Source organism: Pseudomonas medicaginis (assembly GCF_965119365.1).
Lineage (GTDB): Bacteria > Pseudomonadota > Gammaproteobacteria > Pseudomonadales > Pseudomonadaceae > Aquipseudomonas.
Genome location: NZ_OZ221631.1, coordinates 421,003 through 442,852, shown reverse-complemented (window position 1 = coordinate 442,852; position 21,850 = coordinate 421,003). Strand labels below are relative to the sequence as shown.

At 61.1% G+C, this 21,850-nt stretch carries 18 protein-coding genes and 1 tRNA gene; 5 read left to right on the top strand and 14 right to left on the bottom strand.

The annotated features are described in order from the left end of the window. Window positions 1-46 precede the first annotated feature (46 nt). Genes ACMTA2_RS02025 through ACMTA2_RS02015 form a run of 3 tightly spaced genes read right to left on the bottom strand, consistent with a single transcriptional unit; the run spans window position 47 to window position 4,132 of the window. A complete protein-coding gene (locus ACMTA2_RS02025) occupies window positions 47-2,269 on the bottom strand; it encodes a GMC oxidoreductase (RefSeq protein WP_413793497.1) in 2,223 nt (740 codons plus the stop codon). Beyond that, window positions 2,266-2,775, bottom strand: coding sequence for a sorbitol dehydrogenase (locus tag ACMTA2_RS02020; RefSeq protein ID WP_413793496.1), 510 nt, complete (start codon window positions 2,773-2,775; stop codon window positions 2,266-2,268). The genes ACMTA2_RS02025 and ACMTA2_RS02020 overlap by 4 nt, the downstream gene beginning before the upstream one ends. Continuing rightward, window positions 2,765-4,132 (bottom strand): cytochrome C, encoded by a 1,368-nt coding sequence (locus ACMTA2_RS02015; protein ID WP_413793495.1) that lies wholly within the window; start codon window positions 4,130-4,132, stop codon window positions 2,765-2,767. The genes ACMTA2_RS02020 and ACMTA2_RS02015 overlap by 11 nt, the downstream gene beginning before the upstream one ends. 408 nt (window positions 4,133-4,540) lie before the next feature. Here ACMTA2_RS02015 and ACMTA2_RS02010 point away from each other — a divergent pair, with 408 nt between their 5' ends. After that, the gene (locus tag ACMTA2_RS02010; protein ID WP_413791447.1) at window positions 4,541-5,488 is read left to right on the top strand and encodes an IS110 family transposase; all 948 of its coding nucleotides are present in this window, start codon (window positions 4,541-4,543) and stop codon (window positions 5,486-5,488) included. Between the two features lie 86 nt (window positions 5,489-5,574). Here the strand turns inward: ACMTA2_RS02010 and ACMTA2_RS02005 are convergent, their stop codons facing one another. From ACMTA2_RS02005 to oscA, 5 genes are all read right to left on the bottom strand, one after another. After that, window positions 5,575-6,564, bottom strand: coding sequence for a sulfate/molybdate ABC transporter ATP-binding protein (locus ACMTA2_RS02005; RefSeq protein WP_413793494.1), 990 nt, complete (start codon window positions 6,562-6,564; stop codon window positions 5,575-5,577). 3 nt (window positions 6,565-6,567) lie between these two features. After that, a complete protein-coding gene (gene cysW / locus ACMTA2_RS02000) occupies window positions 6,568-7,437 on the bottom strand; it encodes a sulfate ABC transporter permease subunit CysW (protein WP_413793493.1) in 870 nt (289 codons plus the stop codon). Between the two features lie 12 nt (window positions 7,438-7,449). Then, window positions 7,450-8,268, bottom strand: coding sequence for a sulfate ABC transporter permease subunit CysT (gene cysT / locus ACMTA2_RS01995; protein ID WP_274090594.1), 819 nt, complete (start codon window positions 8,266-8,268; stop codon window positions 7,450-7,452). 204 nt (window positions 8,269-8,472) lie between these two features. Further along, window positions 8,473-9,486 (bottom strand): sulfate ABC transporter substrate-binding protein, encoded by a 1,014-nt coding sequence (locus ACMTA2_RS01990; protein ID WP_413793492.1) that lies wholly within the window; start codon window positions 9,484-9,486, stop codon window positions 8,473-8,475. A gap of 164 nt (window positions 9,487-9,650) precedes the next feature. Further along, the gene (oscA, locus tag ACMTA2_RS01985) at window positions 9,651-9,833 is read right to left on the bottom strand and encodes a sulfur starvation response protein OscA (RefSeq protein ID WP_042732574.1); all 183 of its coding nucleotides are present in this window, start codon (window positions 9,831-9,833) and stop codon (window positions 9,651-9,653) included. Between the two features lie 478 nt (window positions 9,834-10,311). Between oscA and ACMTA2_RS01980 the strand changes: the two genes are divergently transcribed. After that, complete coding sequence (locus ACMTA2_RS01980) at window positions 10,312-10,695, top strand: DUF6124 family protein (RefSeq protein ID WP_413793491.1); 384 nt, start codon at window positions 10,312-10,314, stop codon at window positions 10,693-10,695. A gap of 631 nt (window positions 10,696-11,326) precedes the next feature. Here ACMTA2_RS01980 and dibA read toward each other — a convergent pair. Further along, the gene (gene dibA / locus ACMTA2_RS01975) at window positions 11,327-13,234 is read right to left on the bottom strand and encodes a phosphodiesterase DibA (RefSeq protein WP_413793490.1); all 1,908 of its coding nucleotides are present in this window, start codon (window positions 13,232-13,234) and stop codon (window positions 11,327-11,329) included. Window positions 13,235-13,380: 146 nt separating this feature from the next. Here dibA and desA point away from each other — a divergent pair, with 146 nt between their 5' ends. Together desA and ACMTA2_RS01965 are read left to right on the top strand one after the other, a co-directional pair. Then, on the top strand, window positions 13,381-14,565 hold the full coding sequence (desA, locus tag ACMTA2_RS01970) for a delta-9 fatty acid desaturase DesA (RefSeq protein ID WP_413793489.1): 1,185 nt from the start codon (window positions 13,381-13,383) through the stop codon (window positions 14,563-14,565). Between the two features lie 310 nt (window positions 14,566-14,875). Beyond that, on the top strand, window positions 14,876-15,865 hold the full coding sequence (locus tag ACMTA2_RS01965; protein WP_413793488.1) for a GGDEF domain-containing protein: 990 nt from the start codon (window positions 14,876-14,878) through the stop codon (window positions 15,863-15,865). A gap of 44 nt (window positions 15,866-15,909) precedes the next feature. On the opposite strand, the gene ACMTA2_RS01960 is transcribed toward ACMTA2_RS01965, so the two are convergent. The 3 genes from ACMTA2_RS01960 to gabD form a co-directional block, all read right to left on the bottom strand. Next, window positions 15,910-17,121, bottom strand: a complete 1,212-nt coding sequence (locus ACMTA2_RS01960; protein WP_413793487.1) for an HDOD domain-containing protein — start codon at window positions 17,119-17,121, stop codon at window positions 15,910-15,912. Between the two features lie 137 nt (window positions 17,122-17,258). Beyond that, window positions 17,259-18,536, bottom strand: a complete 1,278-nt coding sequence (gene gabT / locus ACMTA2_RS01955; RefSeq protein ID WP_413793486.1) for a 4-aminobutyrate--2-oxoglutarate transaminase — start codon at window positions 18,534-18,536, stop codon at window positions 17,259-17,261. Between the two features lie 171 nt (window positions 18,537-18,707). After that, window positions 18,708-20,150 (bottom strand): NADP-dependent succinate-semialdehyde dehydrogenase, encoded by a 1,443-nt coding sequence (gabD, locus tag ACMTA2_RS01950; RefSeq protein ID WP_413793485.1) that lies wholly within the window; start codon window positions 20,148-20,150, stop codon window positions 18,708-18,710. A 349-nt stretch (window positions 20,151-20,499) separates the two neighbouring features. Here gabD and ACMTA2_RS01945 point away from each other — a divergent pair. Next, window positions 20,500-20,576: transfer RNA gene (locus ACMTA2_RS01945), tRNA-Arg, on the top strand. Between the two features lie 62 nt (window positions 20,577-20,638). Here the strand turns inward: ACMTA2_RS01945 and ACMTA2_RS01940 are convergent. Both ACMTA2_RS01940 and ACMTA2_RS01935 read right to left on the bottom strand, forming a co-directional pair. Beyond that, entirely contained in the window at window positions 20,639-21,256 is a 618-nt protein-coding gene (locus tag ACMTA2_RS01940; RefSeq protein ID WP_413793484.1) for a hypothetical protein, read from the bottom strand. Beyond that, window positions 21,253-21,825 carry an RNA polymerase sigma factor gene (locus ACMTA2_RS01935; RefSeq protein ID WP_413795577.1) on the bottom strand — a complete coding sequence of 191 codons (573 nt, stop codon included), beginning with the start codon at window positions 21,823-21,825 and terminating at the stop codon, window positions 21,253-21,255. Before ACMTA2_RS01935 ends, ACMTA2_RS01940 begins: the two co-directional genes overlap by 4 nt. Window positions 21,826-21,850 lie beyond the last annotated feature (25 nt).

Sequence of the window (21,850 nt, the reverse complement as noted above, 5' to 3'; positions counted from 1 at the left end):
GCGAGCAAGCTCGCTCCCACAGGAGTCAGGCCTTACCGCTCAAGCGTTACAACGCACCAAACTCGACCCGAATCGTCAGCGCGCCGGTGTTATCTTTCAAGCCAGACCCGTACTGCCCGGTCAGATCATCGTTGATGCACAGTTGCAGTTCCCCTTGCTGGTCGCCCGGAACCTGCCCCAGATCCCCCACCAGGAACGGCTTGCCACCCTCGCCCACACGACCGATCAAGGCGCCTTCGGCAGCACCGGGCAAGGCATAGCTGCTGTAGTCGATGTGCCTCGAACCGCCATTGCCATCGACATTGCCGCCCTGCGGACTGGCACACCATAGCCCACTGACGTAGCGAACCAGGCGCGGTACCAAACCGTTGACCTGCACGCCGGTGCCCTGCCAGGCGACGTTGGATTGGACCTGCATCGTCACCGCCTTCAGGTCGTTGGCCACCGTGTCCCCGGCCTGGAACGACAACGCCGCAATCGTCAGGCTCGGGTTCGAGGTGCCGGTGCTGGGGAACACACCATCGCCCACCAGGAACAGGTTCTTGTGGTCCCAACTGCGCTGGTCCTTGTCCACTACCGACTTGGTCGGGTCATCGCCCATGCGGTAGGTGCCCATCAGGTGTCCGGCGCCCTGGAAGCTGTAATCCTCGTCTTTGTATCTGAATGTCCCTTGGCCAATGGGTACCGTCAGCTCCACGGCACCGAGCAGGTCCTTGATGATATGAGTCGCCAGTATCTTCGCCTGCCTGAAACCTTCCTTGGTGTAATCGGACAGGTCGTAGTGGATTTCCGGCCGAAGAATGCCGAGCCCGTCCGTGAGCTTGTCCGTCGAGGGCACGATGTAGCTATTGGCCTGGTCGGGATGCTCTTCCACCTGCTCCACCAAAAAGCCGATCCGAAACTGACGGATGAACAAATCGTTGAGCCGTTGAATCAGGGCCGTGCCGTAAAGCGCTTCAGTGGGCGGCGGCGGGTTCTCTTTCGATGGCAACGGGTTGGTGCAGCTTTTGTTCTTGCCGTCGATAAAATCGGCCACGGTGATGTATGGGTCGCCAACCGGCCAGTTCCAGCCCTCGTTGCCGATTTCGATGCGCCATGCCGCTCGCTGGCTACGAAAAGCGCCGTCACGCAGGCTCTCGATGCCCGCCGTGGACACCGGGCCACGGTACGGGAACACCGTTTTGCCTTCCGGCATCAGCCCCCACGCCAGGTATATCGGATGGTCGGACAAACTGCGTCCCACCTGCCCACTGCTGTTGGCCACACCGTTGGGCCAGTCCGGGGTCTTGGAGTTGAGCAACAATTTAGGGGTTTCGATGGCATGGGCCGCGATCACGTAACGCTGCCCGATGGCCACGCCGGTGCCCGTCTGCGGGCCCTCGCCCAGCTGATATTGAATGAATTGGACGCCATTGATGTGCTTGTCCGAGCCCACGGTCACTTTGCTGGCCACGGTCCGGTACATGACCCGGACCTTGCCGGTGGCCAGGGCCTTGTTCATGGTCACAGTCGCATCGTACTTGGCCTGGATCGGGCAGATCGGCGTGCAGTTGGTATTGCCGGCACACACCCGGCGCCCGGCATAGGGCTGGGAGTTGCGCCCGGCCGGCGTCGGACTGACCACCAACGGCAACCCGTCGAATGTCTGGCCAGTCACGGCGGTGACAAAACTGCCGTCGACCAACGACAACGGAATGCTGTGCATCGGAAAGCTATAGCCCTCGGGGAACGTCATGCCCAGATAGGCCTGGTCGGCGACATTGGCCGACACCCCGATTTCCGCCTCGGCCCGGCAATAGGCGCTTTGTAGATCGTCGTAGCCGATTGGCCAATCCACTCCGACGCCGTACTTGCTCCTCAGGCGAAAATCGTTCGGCACCATGCGCAGGCATGTCCCGACCCAATGCCAGGTCGTACCGCCGCCCACCCGTTCATAGGTGCTGTTGAAGGGCAGTGGGCCTTTCTGCACCAAATAGCTGACCTGCGGCTTGTCCCAGCCAAGGATCAGGTCGGCGATGGTCGCCCGGGGGGCATTTTCCTTGGTCGGGTCACGCGGCGTGTCCAGGGTCGACACCGGAGGGTAAGGGGATTCCGGGGTTTTCAGGGTGGCCGTGTAGAAACGCTCCAGATATTGGGCACGGTTGGCCGGGATCTCCGGGCCCGATTCGAGCACCAGCACGTCCACGCCCGCCATGCCCAACTGATAAGCGATGATGCTGCCGGCCAGCCCCGCGCCAACGATGATCACCTCGGCTTGTTCGGTACTCATGACGAGGCTCCTTGGCCGTTGGCAGGCACGCCGGTGTAGTCCTCAAGGCTCGGTGGCGTGGTGTTCCAATAGCCGAAAAACATCTCGCTGTAGCCCATGGGATGGGCCTGGGCGATTTTCCAGGCCCAGCTCTGGATGTAGGCCTGGTCGGACACCACCGTCGAGTCGGTCGATTGGTAGCTGCCAGTGGCATAGGGCTGATACCAGACCCCCAGCAACCACAGTTTCATGATCGAACGCGCGGCCTGGGCCGCTTGCGTGACAGCCGGTCGCGATCCATCCATCAGCACCGCTTGGGCGATCTGGTCGGGGGGCACATTGTCCGCCGCCAGCGTGGCGTATTGAGTCAGCAACGTGTTGAGTACGTCAGGGGTGATACGCGGGGTGATGAATGCAAGAAAAGTCGGCGGCAGACCCACCTGGTCGATCGCCGGTGCCAGCCGATCCGTGGGAATGCCGGTCAGGGCCGATGACAAGCCTACAAAGTTGTCCAGATCACTGCTCATGGTTGACTCCTTGTCCGCCAGTGGACTGTGCACGTTCGAGCAAATAGGTGAAATCCGCGAAGCTGGTGCGGGGTGATTCGGTGACATGGGTGGCCGCATTGCCGTGACAGGCCATGCAACTGGAGGACGCCTGGGGCACGGTGCCCTGGATGTAGGTTTCCAGCGTGGCGTTGGCCAGGAACAACGGCGCGGGACTGCCCAGCGGGTTGGCGGCCGATACCTGGCAGTTCTTGGGCGGGTCCGACGGCCACTGGGTACTGATCAGTTGGTAGTTCGCCCAGACGCTCTGCGGGTTCACCGTACGCAACTGCGCTTGATAGGTAGCATTGAGGCTTTTGGTGGCCTCGGTCAGCGGCACTTCCCGCACGATCTGCGAAGGGGTCGCCTTGACTGCCGGGTTCCATGGCCGTGGCGGCGGTTGGTTGATGTCGCTTTTGCTGGCAGCGTTGTAGAACAGATAAGGTCCGGTCCGCTGGGCGGGAGGCGTGGTTTTTTCCGGCACGTTGTTCACATGCTCGAAGGTCGACCAGACCCATTGCGCCGCGCTGGCGGTCTTATGGACCATGTGCAGTCCCACCAAACCGACCGGCTCGGACACGCACGACTCCTCGACGATCGGCCCATGACTCGGGTCGTTGTTGCCCGGGGTGTAGACCAGCGCATCGACGGTGTGAAAATCCTGGCGGTTGTCGTTGGGGCCCAGCACTTTCCACGACGCCTTCACCATCACCGCACCGACCTGTTGGGTCTCGGTGGAACCACAACTGAACGCCACGGCATTGGTCGGCTTCGCGGCGAAAAACGCCTGCTGCCCTTCGATGCTGTACAGGCCGTTGTCGACGATGCCGTTGAACATCGACTGGTTGACCACGATTTCGTTGCGCGTGTAGGTACCGTTCTGGTCCACCAACGGGCCGCTTTCGAAGGGCTGGATAAACTCATCCAGCACATCGGGCACCTTGCCCATCTGCTGCAACAGGCGACCGGGCTTGAGCGACTTGCACGCTTCAGGGAGGGTCGCCGAGGCGTTCCAAGGCAACGGTGCCTGGCCCTTGGCGCGGAAAATCTGGTAACTCTCTTTCCAGCTTTCCCACACGGTGGCGCCATCCTGCTTGCCGATGGGGATGGCGGTATTCGGATCACCGTTATCCAGCGCCGGCCAGTTCAGGGCGATGAACGTTTGCCACGACAGTTCATCGAAATTGGCTTGCAGGCTGACCAGTGATACGGGGCTGGTCACCGTGACATCGAAGGGTATCTGGGGGGACAACGAGGGGGCGGCGCTGGTGGCCGGAGCCAGCAAGACGCCTAACAATGCACAGCCAAACGGGCCATGCCGACTGATTTCCACGCTCATGTTTTCTCTCCTTGGCATCAGGTCGCCAGGGGAGATAACACCGGTCCGTCATGGACTCTGACTTGCCTCCTGGCATGTCAGAGTCTAGGTAGGGATTTAAATGGGAAAGGGTATTGGCGTAGAACCAATCGAAGCAAGGTTGGGCGGAGTTATTCAGATTCTGATCGGGGTGTCAGTGGGGACGCCATCGCGAGCAAGCTCGCTTGTATGGTAGGACTTGAAGGGAGGAGGAGGGACAAGGCTCGATTCTGACTGTTTGGCGCAGTACAGACCGTGGGAGATTTCGCCCCTCCTCCTTTCACCCAAGCGCCGATAAAGAATGCATCTGGCCTAAACCGACGATAGGAACAAGCCTGCGCCTCTGGGTGAACCCTTCAAGTGTTCAAACCTTAGCCCGGAGAATTTTCAATGGCAATGCCGGTTTCTGTCACAAAGCCGATTGTGGGCGTGGATGTCGCCAAGAACGAACTGGTGATCTATCACGCCGAACTTGACGTACTGGAGGCGACTCCCAACAACAAAGCGGCCATCAAAAAGTGGTTGAAAGCATTGCCGGGCCCCGTCGCTGTAGCCATTGAGTCGACCAATATCTATCACCTGGAATTCGCTGATCTGGCCTATGAGGCCGGCTGCGAGATCTACATGGTGGGCGGTTATGAACTGCATCACTACCGCGAAGGCGTAAAAATCCGCGCCAAAACTGACGCGCTGGATGCCAAGCTGCTGGCCCGTTACCTGAAAAACGAAGGGCATGAGCTTAACCCCTGGACCCCGCCATCTCCGCTGTATCGCCAGCTCCTGAGCCTTTTCCGCCGTCGCGCAGCCCTGGTTCAGGCTCGAGTGGCCCTGGTACAAAGCTGGGCTAACGAGCCGCTGCTGAAGACCGCTTTCGCCGAACAAATTGCAGCCATGCAGAGGCTTGAGACATTGATCGAGAAGACGATCAAGGATCATCTGAGGGATGCCGGTTTGCAGGGTCAGTTGAACCGTTGCTTGAAGGTTGAGGGCATTGGATTTCTGACCGGAGCCCGCTTGCTTACGGCATTTCAACGAGGGGATTTCAGAAACTCAGACGCCTTCATTGCCTTTTTGGGAATGGACTTGCGAGTGTCGAAATCAGGACAAAAAGATGGGCGCCGTAGCTTGAGTAAACGAGGCGACCCGGAAGTCCGTCGGCTGTTACACAATGCCGCCATGTCGGCTAGCCGCACGTCCGCCTGGAGAGGCTTCTATGAAAAGCAAAGAGCTCGCGGTTTCACTACCACTCAGGCGTTGGTAATGCTGGCTCGCAAGCTTGCTCGGATCGTATTCGCTCTGCTGAAAGGGCAAAGCGAATACCAACCTAACGCGGCTTGAGGGCTTTCCCTCAACCATAGAATCTCCCACAATGGATCTGCGCCATACACAAATCCCCTGTGGGAGCGAGCTTGCTCGCGATGCTTTTAGAGGTTGGCGACTTTCTGCCAGACCTTCGGCTTGAAGAACAGCGTCTCGCCCTTCGCCAGGCCCACCAGGCTGTCGTGATCCTTCACCACTTCCGCTTCGATCAGTTCGCTCTGGCCTTCCACCTTCAGGGTCACCCGAGTGGTGGCGCCGAGCGGACGGATGTCCCGCACTTCGGCAGCGTGGTGGTCTTCCAGCTCCGAGCGCGACAACGAAACTTCGTGAGGACGGAACAGCACATGCCGGTCCTCACCCAAGTGCAGGCGGTTCGAGTCGCCGAGGAAGTGATACACAAAGTCGCTGGCCGGGTTTTCGTAGACATCCCCCGGTGAACCGATCTGCTCGATCACGCCTTTGTTCATCACCACGATCCGATCGGCGACTTCCATGGCCTCTTCCTGGTCGTGGGTCACGAACACCGAGGTCAGGTTGATGTCCTCGTGCAGCCGTGCCAGCCAGCGACGCAGTTCCTTGCGGACCTTGGCGTCGAGGGCACCGAACGGTTCGTCCAGCAACAACACCTTGGGCTCCACCGCCAGGGCGCGGGCCAGGGCGATCCGCTGGCGCTGGCCGCCGGACAACTGCTCCGGGTAACGGTCGGCGAGCCAATCCAGTTGCACCATGTTCAGCAGTTCGTGGACCTTGGTCGCGATCTGGCTTTCGTTCGGACGTTGATTCTTGGGCTTCATGCGCAGGCCGAAGGCGACGTTGTCGAACACCGTCATGTGGCGGAACAAGGCGTAGTGCTGGAACACGAAACCGACGTTGCGATCCCGCACGTCGTGGCCGGACACGTCCTCGCCGTGGAACACGATGCTGCCTTGGTCCGGGGTTTCGAGGCCGGCGATGATCCGCAGCAACGTGGTCTTGCCGCAACCCGACGGCCCCAGCAGCGCCACCAGCTCGCCACTCTGGATATCCAGGCTGATCTGATCCAAGGCCCTGAATGCGTTGAAATTCTTGCTGACGTTACGGACTTCGATCGACATGACTTATTCCTCCGCGGCGCTGGCGCGCAGGCGGTTGATTCGGTTTTCGCTCCACTGCTTGAGCAGCAGGATCAAGAGCGCCAGGATCAGCAACAGGCTCGCCACAGCGAACGCGGCCACGTGGTTGTATTCGTTGTAGAGAATCTCGACGTGCAACGGCAGGGTGTTGGTCACCCCGCGAATGTGCCCGGAGACCACCGACACTGCGCCAAACTCACCCATGGCCCGGGCGGTACACAGCACCACGCCATAGATCAGGCCCCACTTGATGTTCGGCACGGTGACATGCCAGAACATCTGCCAGCCATTGGCGCCCAGCAGGCGCGCGGCCTCTTCTTCCTGGGTGCCTTGTTCCTGCATCAGCGGGATCAGCTCACGGGCCACGAAAGGCACGGTGACGAAGATGGTCGCCAGAACGATGCCCGGCAGTGCGAACACGATCTGGATATCGTGATCCGACAGCCACGGCCCGAACAGGCCCTGGGCGCCGAACATCAACACGTAGACCAGGCCCGCGATCACCGGCGACACCGAGAACGGCAGGTCGATCAGCGTCACCAGCATGCTCTTGCCACGGAATGAGTATTTGCTCACGCACCACGCGGCACTGACGCCGAACACCAGGTTCAGCGGCACCGAGATCAGCACGGCAACCACCGTGAGCTTCAACGCCGACAGTGCATCGGGTTCGAAGATCGCCGTGAAGAACGCCCCCAGCCCGAGCTTCAGGCCCTGGGACACCACGATGAACAGCGGCAACAGCAAAAACAGCGCAAAAATCAACCAGCCGAGGCCGATCAGCACGCGCCGCGACGTCGCACTGCCGCGACGAGCGGCGTTGGTGGAGGCTGCGCAAATAGACGATTGGGACATGTTCGCGCCTCCTTATGGGGTTTCGATGCGCCGCTGCAGCAAGTTGATCAGCAGCAACAGGACGAAGGAAACCACCAGCATCAGCACGCCGATGGAGGTGGCGCCGGTGTAGTCGTATTGGTCGAGCTTGACCATGATCAGCAGCGGCAGGATTTCGGTCTTCATTGGCATGTTGCCCGCGATGAAAATCACCGAACCGTACTCGCCCACGCCACGGGCAAACGCCAGGGCGAAGCCGGTCAACCAGGCCGGCAGCAACGCCGGCACGAGGATGTGGCGAAACACTTGCCACGGTTTGGCACCGAGGCAAGCGGCCGCCTCTTCGACTTCACGGGGAATATCGGCCAGCACCGGCTGCACCGTGCGCACCACGAACGGCAGGGTCACGAAGGTCAGCGCCAGGGTGATGCCCAACGGGGTGTAGGCGATCTTGAAGCCCAGGTCGGTGGCGAACTGGCCCACCAGGCCGGTCGGCGCGTACAACGCCGTCAGGGCAATGCCGGCCACGGCGGTGGGCAACGCGAACGGCAGGTCAATCATCGCGTCGATGATCTTGCGACCGGGGAAGGTGTAGCGCACCAGTACCCAGGCCAGCAATGTCCCGATCACGCCGTTGATGATCGCGGCGCACAGCGCGGTGCCGAAACTGAGCTTCAAGGCCGCCAGCACCCGCGGCGCCGAAATGATCGCCCAGAACTGTTCCCAGGTGAGTTGGGCGGCATGCACGAACATTGCCGCCAAGGGGATGAGCACAATCAGGCTGAGGTACACCAGGGTGTAGCCCAGCGTCAGCCCGAAGCCGGGTATGACGGGGGATATGCGACGCGACATAAAGGTCCTTGGTTGAACGCACGAAACTGTGGCGAGGGGATTTATCCCCGTTGGGCTGCGCAGCAGCCCCTAGCCGTTATCTACAGTCAGATTTTAGGGCGCGCTGCGCGCGCCCGCGGGGATAAATTCCCTCGCCACAGGTTGGGTGTGCGGCTTTATCTTTGGTAACTGACTGACATTAGGTTCGTTTAAGCGTGTTTCAGCTTACTGCGCCTGATAGATCTGGTCGAACACGCCGCCATCGTTGAAGAATTTCGGTTGCGCGGTTTTCCAGCCGCCGAAGTCCTGGTCGATGGTCACCAGCTCCACCTTCGGAAATTGCCGGGCGTACTTGGCAGCCACGTCCTTGTCACGCGGGCGATAGTAGTTTTTCGCGGCGATTTCCTGGCCAGCCGGGCTGTACAGGTGCTTGAGGTACGCCTCGGCGATCTCGGCATTGCCCTTTTTCTCGGCGTTCTTGTCCACCACCGCCACCGGCGGCTCGGCGAGAATCGACAACGACGGCACGACGATATCGAACTTGTCCGCACCACCGTCCTCTTTCAGCGCCAGGAAGGCTTCGTTTTCCCAGGCCAGCAACACGTCGCCCTGACCGTTGTTGACGAAGGTAATGGTCGAGCCACGGGCGCCGGTGTCGAGGATCGGCACATGTTTGAACAGCGCCTGCACATATGCTTTGGCCTTGGCTTCGTCACCGCCGTTGGCCTTCAGGCCATAGGCCCAGGCAGCGAGGAAGTTCCAGCGCGCACCGCCGGAGGTCTTCGGGTTCGGGGTGATAACCGATACATCGTTCTTGATCAGATCGCCCCAATCCTTGATGCCCTTGGGGTTGCCCTTGCGCACCAGGAACACGATGGTGGACGTGTAGGGTGTACTGGCTTCCGGCAGGCGTGTTTGCCAGTCCGCCGGCAGGGACTTGCCCAGCTTGGCGATTTCATCGATATCACCGGCCAGGGCCAGGGTCACCACGTCGGCCCGCAGACCATCGATCACCGCCCGGCCTTGCTTGCCCGAACCCCCGTGGGACTGCTGGATTTTCACGCTGTCGTCCGGGTGCGCTTTCTTCCAGAAACTGGCGAATTCGGCGTTGTAATCCTGGTAAAGCTCACGCGTCGGGTCGTAGGACACGTTGAGCAGCTCGTAATCCTTGGCGACGGCGGAACCTGCAAAAACAGCACTGGCCAGCGCGGCCAGGGCATAACGACGAATGAACGACATGGTGAAAGCTCCTGGAATTCTGGTTTTTATGGCTTATAAATCGTGAGACCTGAACAAATCGAACCGCTGTGGGAGCAAAGCCTGCTCGCGATGAAGGCACCGCAGTCCCCACAAATCGAGGCGCGTGTTTCGCGAGCAAGCTTTGCTCCCACAACCAGACTGTTTCAGCCCGGCTTATGACTCGGCTGCTGCAAGCGGAATTTTTCCTTGCGTTCGATCTGGACCACCTGCGCGTTGTGCACGGTGATCTCCACGGCCCCAAAACGCAGATCGCGCAACGCGCTCTGGATCTCGCGCAAGATGGTTGCTTCGTCCTGGCCGTCAACGCTACGTAGAGATGCGCTCATGCTGCTGCTCCTTGAATGAATGCCTGGCAGTGGGCGGCACTGCTTGCGGCGTGGGAGCAATACTAGATAAGTGCAGATATTCTTAAAAAGACTATTTAAGAATTTTTATATAACCAAAATTACAGAAAGTAGCCGGCGTCCTACGGCAGGGGTGATTGGGGCTTTTCCCTGCCGAACCCTCGGAGATTTCCTTCAAAACGCCGGGCTGTTCGTGAACTAGGCACCCTGGTTTTGCACCGCTAACCTTTGTTCGTCATCGCAAAAAACGGTGACACGGACGTGCAAGTCCGGACTGGTATGCAATTGGTCATGGCTATTGACCGAGCATTTTTTTATGCTCGCGTCCGTTATGGCGATTGTGCGTGGGAGACCTTCGGGTCTGCCGGCGGTACCGGACCGGTCTTGCACACCTACGCACAGTTGCCACCTCTTCGAATGCAAGCGAAAGGATGTCGACCCCAACTCTGGTACATAAAATATGGTCAAGCCTTCACCTAATCCGCCGCAAAACGGCCACAAATCCCGCGTCCAAGCGCAGGAAGAAAAAAAGCTCGATGACGCCGCCACCCGCGTCCTCGACTACTACCTCAACCCCAAGCCCGCCTCCCCGCCTGAACCCGACAAAAACCAACTCTTCATCGTTTCTCCCCACATAGACACCGAAACCCTGCTCGCCAACGCCTCCGAAGACCTGCTCTCCATCAGCACCATCGCCGCCGACCTGGCTGACGACGTGGATGACTCACGCCGCTGCGTCGCCCTGGCGATCAGCCGCATGGCCGATGGGGTGCAGTTGTTGGTTGAGCGGGCGTTGGATCATCTGGAAACCAAGGAGGCGGTGGCGCCCGGCGCCAAGGTGTAGCGCTTTGCATTGATGCAGGCTGAGCCGGCGCCATCGCGAGCAAGCTCGCTCCCACAGGGTTCTGCGTCGAACCGAATCTCAAGTTCAACGCCAATCCATTGTGGGAGCGAGCCTGCTCGCGATAGCGGTGCATCAGTCCCTATCAATGCAAGCTGAACAGACGCCTTCGCGAGCAAGCCCGCTCCCACAGTTGGATTGGAGCACGGCCGGAGAGACAGGTCGGCTACTAGGCCGCCTCGCGAGCAAGCTTTGCTCCCACAGATCCGATGGGTGTACAACCGGAAGAACCAGGTCGGCTACCAGGCCGCCTCGCGGTGGACGTTGATCTCGGCGCCCCGTTAACCACGATGGCCGAACGCAGGTATTGTGGAGTGGGCATCCCGGCATGGATGCCGGGATAGCCGCGCTGGGCCATGGATGGCCCTTCGCGGCGGGCCCACGGAGCAATGCCGGAGTGAGGGCACACCGAGCCTAGGCGAGGTGCCGAGTGGTGGGGCTAAAGCGCTTTGGTTACTTTCGACTGGGCCGGCTTCCGGGCTTTTCGAAAGTGACCCGCCGTCAGGGCGGAACCATAAGCCGCCGTTACCTCAGCAACGGATATGTACTCGACCAACATCAACACCACTGACGATCAAGCAATAACCGGCGCCCGATCCCAATCCAACTGCGCCGCCGCCACGGGCCGGCCAAACCAGTAACCCTGCCCCAACTCACACGCCTGCCCAAGCAAAAACGCCGCCTGCTCGCGCTGTTCGATGCCTTCGGCGTGCACCTGCATGCCCATGCTGCGGGCCAGGGCAATGATCACCCGAACGATCGCCGCGTCATCCTCATCCCACGGCAACCCCGCGACAAAGCCCTGATCGATCTTGAGCTTCTGCACCGGCAGGCGCTTGAGCCGCAGCAGCGACGAATAACCGGTGCCGAAATCGTCGATCGCCAGGCGCACGCCCAGCTCCCGCAGGCGATGCATCTGCTCCAGCGCCACCTCCGGGTCTTCCATCACCGCGCTTTCCGTCACCTCCAGCTCCAGGCAGGCTGGATCCAGGCCCGTGTCGTGCAACACCTGGGCGACCTGGTCATACAACTCGCGACGGGCAAACAACCGACTCGACACGTTGACGGCGACAAACGACAGCGCCACGCCCGCCTGCTGCCACTGGCACATCTGCCGGCAGGCCTGGTCCATGACCCAGGCATCGACCTGGGCAATCAGGCCGGTACGCTCAGCGATGGGGATGAACTCGGCCGGCGACACCAGCCCACGCGTCGGATGCTCCCATCGCACCAGCGCTTCGACACCAATCAGGCGACTGCTCGCCAGGTCGTGGACCGGCTGGTAGTGAACGCGCAACTCCTGTTGCTGCAGCGCACGACGCAGTTCGAAAGCAATCTCGACCCGTTGCTGGGCGTGGGCCGTGAGCTCTTCGGTATACAGGGCGTAACCGTCACGCCCGGCGCTCTTGGCCTTGAACAACGCCGAATCGGCATTGCGCAGCAGCTGCCCGGCGTTCAGGGCATCGCCGGGAAACAGGCTGATGCCGATGCTGGCATTGATGAACAATGCGTGGTCATCGAACCGCAGCGGTTCTTTCAAGGCGTCGAGGATGCGCCGGGCCAGCGCCGCTGCCTGGCCTGGCTGCGAGCAGTTTTCCACCAGCAGCGCAAATTCGTCGCCCCCCAGCCGGGCCAGGGTCACGCCCGGCGCAAACAATCCACGAAACCGCTCGGCCACACCTTTGAGCAATTCATCGCCGACGTTGTGGCCCAGGCTGTCATTGATGTTCTTGAAATGATCCAGATCCACCAGCAACAGGGCACAGCCACGCTTGTGCAACTGTGCCGACGCCACGGCCTGCTCAGTACGGTCGGAAAACAGCAGGCGGTTGGGCAAACCTGTCAGCGGGTCATGATGGGCCAGGTAGGCCAACTCATGCTCGGAATCCTTGATGGCGCTGATGTCAGAAAACACCGCGACGTAATGGCCGACCTGACCAATGTCGTCATGAATGACGCGGATCGTCTGCCATTGCGGGTATATCTCACCGCTTTTACGCCGATTCCAGATCTCGCCGCTCCACTCCCCCAGGCTGTCCAGGGAGGTAAACATGTCGCGATAGAAATCCGGCCCATGACGACCGGATTTGAACAGATTGGGGCGCTGGCCCAGCACTTCGTCCCGGGCATAACCGGTGATCGCCATGAAAGCCCGGTTTACATGCACGATCAGGCCGTTGCGGTCCGTCACCAACACCCCTTCGCGGGTGCAATCGAAGACGGCGGCAGCCTGGCGCAGGCGCTCGCGATCGGCGCCGTGCTCACCCTTGGCGAAAAATCGCGAGATCCGCGCCCGCGCCAGGAAGATCAACCCGGCGCTGAGCAGGACCCAGGCATAACCGTTGATCAGGAGCCAGCGCTGCCTGTCGGCGAATTGATCGAAGAAACTGCTCAATAAATAACCAATCAGCTGCAGCCAGACGACTGACAACACGAGGTAAAGCAGCGCTACGCGCATGGCACTGCGTTGATAGGCAGGCATTCGGCCATCCATGTCCCTACAGAGAGGTGGGGATTATAGAGGAAGAAACATTCAGCCACTCTTATCTGAAAGGCCGACTGGTTTTATCTGTGGGGCTGGTGATAATGCAACGGCTGTTTCTATCTTTATCGAGGGCCCTACAGCCTATGTGGTACGAAGGTTTTCTTGGCTTGTCGGCCTGGTCACTGGTGGCAGTCACCCTGCTGATGACCCACGTCACGATTATTGCCGTCACGGTCTACCTGCACCGTTATTCGGCGCATCGCTCCCTGGAGCTCAATGCCGGCCTCAAACATTTCTTCCGTTTCTGGCTGTGGCTGACCACGGCGCAGAACACCCGCGAGTGGACCGCCATCCACCGCAAGCACCACGCAAAATGCGAAACCGAGGATGACCCTCACAGCCCGGTCGTCAAGGGCTTGTCCACCGTACTGCGCAAAGGTGCCGAGCTGTACCGCGCCGAAGCGGAAAACCCGGAAACCTTGCGCATCTACGGCAAGAACTGCCCCGACGACTGGATCGAGCGCAACCTCTACAGCCGCTTTCCATTGCTGGGCGTGGCAATCATGGGCGTCATCGACCTGCTGCTGTTCGGCACCATTGGCATCACCATCTGGGCCATCCAGATGATGTGGATCCCCGTCTGGGCCGCCGGCGTGGTCAATGGCCTGGGCCATGCCGTGGGCTACCGCAACTTCGAATGCCGCGACGCGGCGACCAACCTGGTGCCCTGGGGTATCCTGATCGGCGGCGAAGAACTGCACAACAACCACCACACCTACCCCAATTCGGCCAAGCTGTCGGTACGCAAGTGGGAGTTCGACCTGGGGTGGGCCTGGATACGGGTGTTCAGTGTCCTGCGCCTGGCCAAGGTCCAGCGGGTTGCGCCGATCGCCCACCGAGTCGAAGGCAAGGGCCACCTGGACATGGACACGGCCATGGCGATCCTCAACAACCGTTTCCAGATCATGGCCCAGTACCGCCGGCTGGTCATCGCGCCGCTGGTCAAGCAGGAACTGGAAAAGGTCGATCACTCGGTGCGTCACCAGTTCCACCGGGCCAAACGGCTGCTGTCGCGGGAAACCAGCCTGCTGGACGACCGTCACCACGTGCGTATCCAGAACATCCTCGAGCACAGCCAGGCGCTGAAGGTGATCTACGAGAAACGCCTGGCCTTGCAGCAGATCTGGGTCAAGACCAGCAGCAACGGCCACGACATGCTCGCCGCGATCAAGGAATGGGTCCACGAGGCCGAGGCCAGCGGCATCCAGTCCCTGCGGGACTTTGCCGACCAGCTCAAGACCTACTCGCTACGGCCGGCCACGGCCTGACCCTCATCTGTGGCGAGGGGATTTATCCCCGCTGGGCTGCGTAGCAGCCCCAGGATCCTGATGGCTCGGTGTGTCAGATCAATTGAGTTGACTGCTTTGGGGCTGCTTCGCAGCCCAGCGGGGATAAATCCCCTCGCCACAGGTTCAGTACTCATGACGTGATTGGCTGAGCTCCCCCCCGCCCTTCGTCGCCTGAAAAGGAACTTCGCTCCGAATCCCCTATCTCAAAGAGCACTTCGCCATCCTGGCGGGCTTTGGAGAAAAGTGCGTGCGAACCCACAACAGTGCACGCTCTTTGAGATTTGTGCCGATGGTCGACAAGAACCTACAGGATTACTCCCTACCTCATTGGCCCGAGTCGGCCCAGACGCTCATGGCGCTGATACATGCCCAGGGCGAAGTGGCACGCCTGAGCGAGCGTGAGCAGTTGTTCAGCTCGCTGCTGGTCAGCGTCAATGCCGTGCTCTGGGCGTTCAACTGGGAAACCCGGCAAGTGCTGTATGTCAGCCCTGCCTACGAGCGCATCTTCGGCCGCCCTGCCGGCCTGGTCCTGGCGGACTACAACGAATGGCGCGACGCAATCTACCCCGACGACCTGGAGTACGCTGAACGCAGCCTGGCCGAAGTGTTGGTCAAGGGCGCCGTCGAAGACCGTGAATACCGCATTATCGCCGGCGATGGCCAGGTCCGCTGGCTGAGCGACAAGTGCTTCATCAACCGCCAGGCCGAGCCCGGGCAACCGGTGATTGTGGTCGGCATTGCCGAGGACATCACCGAAAAGAAGCTGTTGGAAAGTGAACTGCAGCGACTGGCGACCACCGATGTGTTGACCCAGAGCAGCAATCGCCGGCATTTTTTCGAATGCGCCCACCGTGAATTCGAGCAGGCGCGGCTACAAGGGACGCCCATGGCTTTCCTGTTGCTGGACATCGATGACTTCAAGGTAATCAACGACACCTACGGTCATCAGGAAGGCGATACCGTGTTGCAGAAGATTGCCGAAAGTGGCCGGTCCGTGCTCCGGCGCGGTGACTTGTTCGGGCGGATCGGTGGCGAAGAGTTCGCCGCGGTGTTCCCCGGCTGCGCCCCCGACATGGCCTTGCAAGTGGCCGAACGGTTACAGCGGGAAATCCAGCGCCTGATGTTCCGCTGTGGCGAACAGACCTTCGGCATTACCGTCAGCCAGGGCTTGACCAGCATCACGGCTGACGACCAGAGCCTCGACAGCCTGTTCGCCCGCGCCGACGCGGCCATGTACGACGCCAAGCGCAAAGGCAAGAACCGTATTATCGCGGCTTGAATGAGTTGCTCCACCGCCTACCCCTGTGGGAGCGGGCAGTGGCTTTATTTACGGCGCAAGCGCATCAGCTCCGGCAAGCCGATCTTCAGCAACCGCGCGGTACGCCCCCGCGCCAGTTCTTCAAGCCCTTCATGGGCGGGCAGGTGCGCCATCTGCGCCGCCATGTTCATCACCAAGGCTTCTCGGGAATACACCCCGCCCCCCAGGCTATAGACCGCCGCGATCAACTCTCGCAATTCCAACGGCAAACGCCAGCGGGCACGCAACGCCGAGCCGAAACTGGCGCCGAACGTGTCCAGCGAGTCGCCGACTTCCTCCGGCTCCTCCAGCTCGCCACCGGCCTGTTTCCATTCCTCCAGGCAGCGCAACAACGCCAGGTCGCCCAGGCGATGCAACAACCCGGCGCAATAACAACGCTCCTGCTCCAGGTCCAGCAACCGTGCGATCGTCCGGGCGTACTCGGCGGTGTGCAACGACAGCTCCCAATAACGCTCGGCATAGTCCGCCAGGCACGGGACGCTGAGCCGCGCGCAGCGTTTGAGGGTCAGGCCGAGGATCAGGTTCATGCTTTGCCCGGTACCGAGCTGGTGCAGCGCCTGGGCCACGGTCTGTACCGGGCTGCTGCCCTGATGCTGGGCAGCACTGTTGGCGGCAGCGATCAGCACCGCAGTGATTTGCGGATCGGTGCGCAGCTCCTCTTCGAGCAGTTTCAGATCCAGGCCGCCAGGGTTGAGGCTGCGCTTGATTGCCACTTGTACGTCAGTCATCAAGGGCGCGCCCTCGGACAGGTCACGTCGACGTTCCAGGAAGGTGGACAAGGTCAGGCCCGGCCCTGGCGCCTCGTTGATGGTTTCCTCAGCACCGCCCACCAACACCCCCTGTAAACGCTGAGTCAGGCTTTCCCGGCTCAAGGGCTTGGTCAAATACGCGGTCGGCGCCAGCGGCAAGACCTCCCGCACACTGGCGGCGTCATTACGCCGGCTCATCAGGATGAACGGTAACGGCGGGGTACGATGTTGCTGGCGCAGGCCGCGCAGAATCGCCAGGCCATCGACGCCGGGCAACTCCCAATCGGCGATCACCAGGTCATAAGGATGGCTCGCCAGCAAATCCAATGCCTGTCTGCCCTCGCCACATGTGTCCACCCGGGCATCACAGCGCACGCCCGACACCACCTGTTCGAGCAATTCACGGGACGCCGGATCGGCCTCGGCGATCAACACACGCGGTACAGCGGGTAAATCCACAGCAGTCATGCAGCATGCTCCCTTACCATACGTGCACCTTAGACGCTGTCGGCCGTTCCAGACAGCTCGAAATCCACCGTACAGATTCGCGAATATGAAAAAACCCGCCAAAAGGCGGGTTTTTGTGGATCAGTGCACAACCCGATTCAGAGCTCGGAGAAGCACTCGTCGATGATCGCCAGGCCCTTGTCCAACTGCTCGTCCGGCGAGGTCAGCGGCACCAGCACCCGCAGCACGTTGCCGTAGGTGCCGCAGGACAGCAGGATCAGGCCCTTGTCCCGCGCCTTGGCCACCACCTGGGCCACTGCCGCGGCGTTCGGCTTGTGGGTGTCGCCGTTTTCGAACAGCTCCACGGCGATCATCGCGCCCAGGGCACGCACATCGCCAATGACCGGGTACTTTTTCTGGATAGCCTTGAGGCCAGTGACCAGACGCTCGCCCACCGCCTTGCAGCGATCCAGCAGGTGTTCTTCTTCGAACACGTCCATCACCGCCAGCGCCGCCGCACAGGCGATCGGGCTACCGGCGTAGGTACCGCCCAGGCCACCCGGCGCGATGGCATCCATGTACTCGGCCTTGCCGCACACACCGGCCAACGGGAAGCCGCCAGCGATGGATTTGGCGAAGGTGGTCAGGTCGGCGGCAACGCCCATCTGCTCCATGGCGAAGAAGGTGCCGGTACGGCCGGCACCGGTCTGCACTTCGTCAGCGATCAGCAGGATGCCGTGCTGGTCGCACAGGGCACGCAGGCGCTGCATGAATGCCTTGGGCGCTACGTAGAAACCACCTTCGCCCTGGACGGGCTCGATGATGATTGCCGCAATGTCACGCGGTTCGGCGTCGTTCTTGAAGATGCGCTCGATGCTGGCGATGGAATCGTCGATGCTCACACCGTGCAGTTCGTTCGGGTACAGCGCGCGGAAGATACCACCGGGCATCAGGCCCATGCCGGCCGAGTACGGCACGACTTTACCGGTCAGGCCCAGGGTCATCATGGTGCGACCGTGGTAAGCGCCGGTGAAGGCGATCACACCGGCACGGCCCGTGGCGGCGCGGGCGATTTTCACGGCGTTTTCCACCGCTTCCGAACCGGTGGTCACCAACAGGGTTTTCTTGGCGAAATCACCCGGCACCTTGGCGTTGATTTTTTCACACAGCTCCACGTACGGCTCGTAGGCCAGGACCTGGAAGCAGGTGTGGGTCAGCTTGTTCAACTGCTCGGTCACGGCGGCGATGATTTTCGGGTGCACGTGGCCGGTGTTCAGCACGGCGATACCACCGGCGAAGTCGATGAACTCACGACCTTCAACGTCGGTCACCGTGGCGTTCTTCGCCGATTCGGCAAAGATCGGGTGAATCTGGCCGACGCCACGGGGAACAGCGGCGGTGCGGCGGGCCATCAGGTCAGCGTTAGTCTTGCTCATTACAGTCCTCATTCGCCGCTCATCGGTCGGCGTGGTTCAAGGAATACATGGCGGGGAGGCGACTGCGACAGCATGCGATGATCGACTGCCGCAGCGTTCCGGCCACAAGAAACAGAACGGGTGGAACACGCAAAGGGACAGCGCTCTCGTGCCCCTTGCGCTTGAAGCAGATCAGATACCCAGGCAGAGGTATTTGATTTCCAGGTAATCCTCGATGCCGTACTTGGAGCCTTCACGGCCCAGGCCCGAGGCCTTGATGCCGCCGAACGGCGCGACTTCGTTGGAAATCAACCCGGTGTTGACGCCGACCATGCCGTACTCCAGGGCTTCGGCAACACGGAACACACGGCCCAGGTCGCGGGCATAGAAGTACGAGGCCAGGCCGAACTCGGTGTCGTTGGACATCGCGATCACTTCGGCTTCGTCTTTGAAACGGAACAGCGGCGCCAGCGGTCCGAAGGTTTCTTCTTTCGCCACGGCGGCGTTCTTCGGTACGTTGGTCAGGATGGTCGGTTCGAAGAAGTTGCCTTCCATCGCATTGCCGCCCGACAGCACGGTCGCGCCTTTGCTGACCGCATCGGCGATGTGTTCCTGCACCTTGGCGACCGCTTTGCCATCGATCAGGGGACCTGTGGTGGTGCCATCGTCAAGACCGTTGCCGATTTTGAGCTTGGCGACCGCTGCCTTGAGTTTTTCGGCGAACGCGTCGTACACCGAATCCTGGATGTACAGACGGTTGGCGCAGACGCAGGTCTGGCCGTTGTTGCGGTATTTGGAAATGATCGCGCCTTCGACGGCCTTATCTAGGTCGGCGTCGTCGAACACGATGAACGGCGCGTTTCCGCCCAGTTCCAGGGAGACTTTCTTGATGTCCTTGGCACATTCGGCCATCAACTGGCGACCGATCTCGGTCGAGCCGGTGAAAGACAGCTTACGCACGATCGGGTTGCTGGTCAGCTCGCCGCCGATGTCGCCGGCGCTGCCGGTGACCACGCTCAACACGCCTTGCGGGATGCCGGCACGGTGCGCCAGTTCCACCAGGGCCAGGGCCGAGAACGGGGTTTGCGAAGCCGGCTTGATGACCATGGTGCAACCGGCAGCTAGGGCCGGGCCGGCCTTGCGGGTGATCATCGCGGCCGGGAAGTTCCACGGGGTAATGGCCGCGGTCACACCAATCGGCTGCTTGATCACGATCAGGCGCTTGTCGGGCTGGTGGCCGGGAATCACGTCACCGTAGATGCGCTTGGCTTCCTCGGCGAACCATTCGATGAACGAGGCGGCGTAGACGATTTCGCCCTTGGCTTCGGCCAGTGGCTTGCCTTGTTCCAGGGTCATCAGGCGACCGAGGTCGTCCTGGTTTTCGATCAGCAATTCGTACCAGCGGCGCAGCTTGTTGGCGCGCTCCTTGGCCGTCAGCGCACGCCAGGCCGGCAGCGCCTTGTCGGCGGCTTCAATCGCACGACGGGTTTCGGCGGCGCCCATCTTCGGCACAGTGCCCAGCACTTCACCCGTCGCCGGGTTGGTGACCTTGATCGTCTGGCCATTGTCCGCATCGACCCAAGCGCCATCGATAAAGGCTTGCTGGCGGAACAACTGGGTGTCTTTAAGCTGCATGTCGGCTTTCCTTAACAGCACCGCGCGCACGCGGAGCGAATTAGAGTTGTAGAAAGGCGCCTCGGGGGCTGCCGTCAGGGAAATCATTCACCGGGCTGAAGCACAGAAATAACGCACATAAGCACAGACGTGCGGTTCAGCACCCAGACAAGAGCGTTTGAAATCTCAAACGAATCCTAGGGCCGATGGGGGTGGAGGACAATAGGTTGTTCGAAAAAAAGAACAAAAAAGCCGCATTTGCTGGTTTTTTCTGATCAGCGTAGCCAAGAGCCGCCAAGCTGCATGAAAACGCAGGCGATTCAGTAGCATGGACGCCCGCCACGCATATGAGTATCATGGCGCCCGCGTCGCACCAGTAGCTCAGCTGGATAGAGTACTGCCCTCCGAAGGCAGGGGTCGTGGGTTCGAATCCCGCCTGGTGCACCATCTTCAGAATCAAAAGCCCCAGGTCGCAAGACTTGGGGCTTTTTTGTGGGCGCCGATCTCACTCAACGCTTGCGCAACGCCTCCAACCGCGCCGGCAAGTCTTCCTCGGGAAAGCGCTTATGCAACGCCAGCAGCTTTTCATCAGCAGCCTTGCTCTCACCCGCCTCGCGCAAACGCAAGATTTCCATCAGGCCCTGCTCCAGCGATGGCAGTGCAGCCGGCGCCGATTTGCTCATTTTCGCCGCTGGCTTTTCCGCAAGGGACTGGTCAGCGCTTGCCGGGGCACGGGCCAGTTCGCCCTGGGGTGCCATGGCAGTGATCGGTGCGGGGGCGGGCATGGCGGGTGGGGGGGCGGAGGCAACCGCGGGGGCCTGCCGGTCGGCGGAGAATTCCAGCGATGCCGGCGCAGCCATTTCCTGTTGAGGCACGGGCGAGCGCAGCACCAGGCCAATCATCAGCGCGACACCGGCGACCGTGGCGAACGCCATCTGCAAGCGCGGACGTTGGCAGGCCAGCCACCAGCGCTTCCACAGACTTGGCCGGGGTTCTGGGGCTTCACGGCGGGCAGTGGCCAGGATGAAGGCGTCCAGGGAGGCCGGCGGCTCGGCGCTGGCGTGTTGGCGGAAATGCTCAATTAGCATTTCATCGTCGGGATCCGGAGTGTGTTTGGAGTCGATCATGCGGGTACCTCCTCGGCCAGCAGCCGATGCAACTTCTGCTGGGCGTAACGCAAGCGGCTCTTGACCGTTTCCAGTGGGGCGCCGGTCAAGGCGGCAATCTGTGGCAGCTCCAGGTCGCCGTGCAGGCGCAGCAGGAAGACTTCCCGCTGATCTTCGGGCAAGGCCTGCAGCGCAGCATCGAGACGCGCCTGGTCGCGACTCAGGCTCAGCTGCTGCTCAGGACTGCCGGTCTCGTCGGGCTGGACGTGAAGCTGCTCGTCGTAACTATCGTGCAACGGATTGTGGACACCTTGCTTGCGCCAGTGGTCGATCAAGCGGTTGCGGGCAATCTGGAACAGCCAGGTGCGAAAACTCGCCCGGCCTTGTGGCTGGGTGGTACTGCGAATCAGGCTGAGCCAGGTGTCCTGGAACACTTCCTCGGCCAGTTCGGCCTTGTTGCTCAAGGACACGAGGAAACGGTAGAGCCCTTGCCGATGGCGGGCGTACAGGACTTCGAAAGAAGCCCCATCGCCGTTGCGGTAGCGGGCCAGCAGCGATTCGTCGCTGGGAGAATCAAGCGCAGCGGGCATGTGGGTGACGAACTCCTTTCCGGTC

Excerpts from the sequence above, each read along its gene's own strand:
- ACMTA2_RS02025 (WP_413793497.1), bottom strand. The coding sequence starts at position 2,269 with ATGAGTACCGAACAAGCCGAGGTGATCATCGTTGGCGCGGGGCTGGCC.
- ACMTA2_RS02020 (WP_413793496.1), bottom strand. The coding sequence starts at position 2,775 with ATGAGCAGTGATCTGGACAACTTTGTAGGCTTGTCATCGGCCCTGACC.
- ACMTA2_RS02015 (WP_413793495.1), bottom strand. The coding sequence starts at position 4,132 with ATGAGCGTGGAAATCAGTCGGCATGGCCCGTTTGGCTGTGCATTGTTA.
- ACMTA2_RS02010 (WP_413791447.1), top strand. The coding sequence starts at position 4,541 with ATGGCAATGCCGGTTTCTGTCACAAAGCCGATTGTGGGCGTGGATGTC.
- ACMTA2_RS02005 (WP_413793494.1), bottom strand. The coding sequence starts at position 6,564 with ATGTCGATCGAAGTCCGTAACGTCAGCAAGAATTTCAACGCATTCAGG.
- cysW (WP_413793493.1), bottom strand. The coding sequence starts at position 7,437 with ATGTCCCAATCGTCTATTTGCGCAGCCTCCACCAACGCCGCTCGTCGC.
- cysT (WP_274090594.1), bottom strand. The coding sequence starts at position 8,268 with ATGTCGCGTCGCATATCCCCCGTCATACCCGGCTTCGGGCTGACGCTG.
- ACMTA2_RS01990 (WP_413793492.1), bottom strand. The coding sequence starts at position 9,486 with ATGTCGTTCATTCGTCGTTATGCCCTGGCCGCGCTGGCCAGTGCTGTT.
- oscA (WP_042732574.1), bottom strand. The coding sequence starts at position 9,833 with ATGAGCGCATCTCTACGTAGCGTTGACGGCCAGGACGAAGCAACCATC.
- ACMTA2_RS01980 (WP_413793491.1), top strand. The coding sequence starts at position 10,312 with ATGGTCAAGCCTTCACCTAATCCGCCGCAAAACGGCCACAAATCCCGC.
- dibA (WP_413793490.1), bottom strand. The coding sequence starts at position 13,234 with ATGCCTGCCTATCAACGCAGTGCCATGCGCGTAGCGCTGCTTTACCTC.
- desA (WP_413793489.1), top strand. The coding sequence starts at position 13,381 with ATGTGGTACGAAGGTTTTCTTGGCTTGTCGGCCTGGTCACTGGTGGCA.
- ACMTA2_RS01965 (WP_413793488.1), top strand. The coding sequence starts at position 14,876 with ATGGTCGACAAGAACCTACAGGATTACTCCCTACCTCATTGGCCCGAG.
- ACMTA2_RS01960 (WP_413793487.1), bottom strand. The coding sequence starts at position 17,121 with ATGACTGCTGTGGATTTACCCGCTGTACCGCGTGTGTTGATCGCCGAG.
- gabT (WP_413793486.1), bottom strand. The coding sequence starts at position 18,536 with ATGAGCAAGACTAACGCTGACCTGATGGCCCGCCGCACCGCCGCTGTT.
- gabD (WP_413793485.1), bottom strand. The coding sequence starts at position 20,150 with ATGCAGCTTAAAGACACCCAGTTGTTCCGCCAGCAAGCCTTTATCGAT.
- ACMTA2_RS01940 (WP_413793484.1), bottom strand. The coding sequence starts at position 21,256 with ATGATCGACTCCAAACACACTCCGGATCCCGACGATGAAATGCTAATT.
- ACMTA2_RS01935 (WP_413795577.1), bottom strand. The coding sequence starts at position 21,825 with ATGCCCGCTGCGCTTGATTCTCCCAGCGACGAATCGCTGCTGGCCCGC.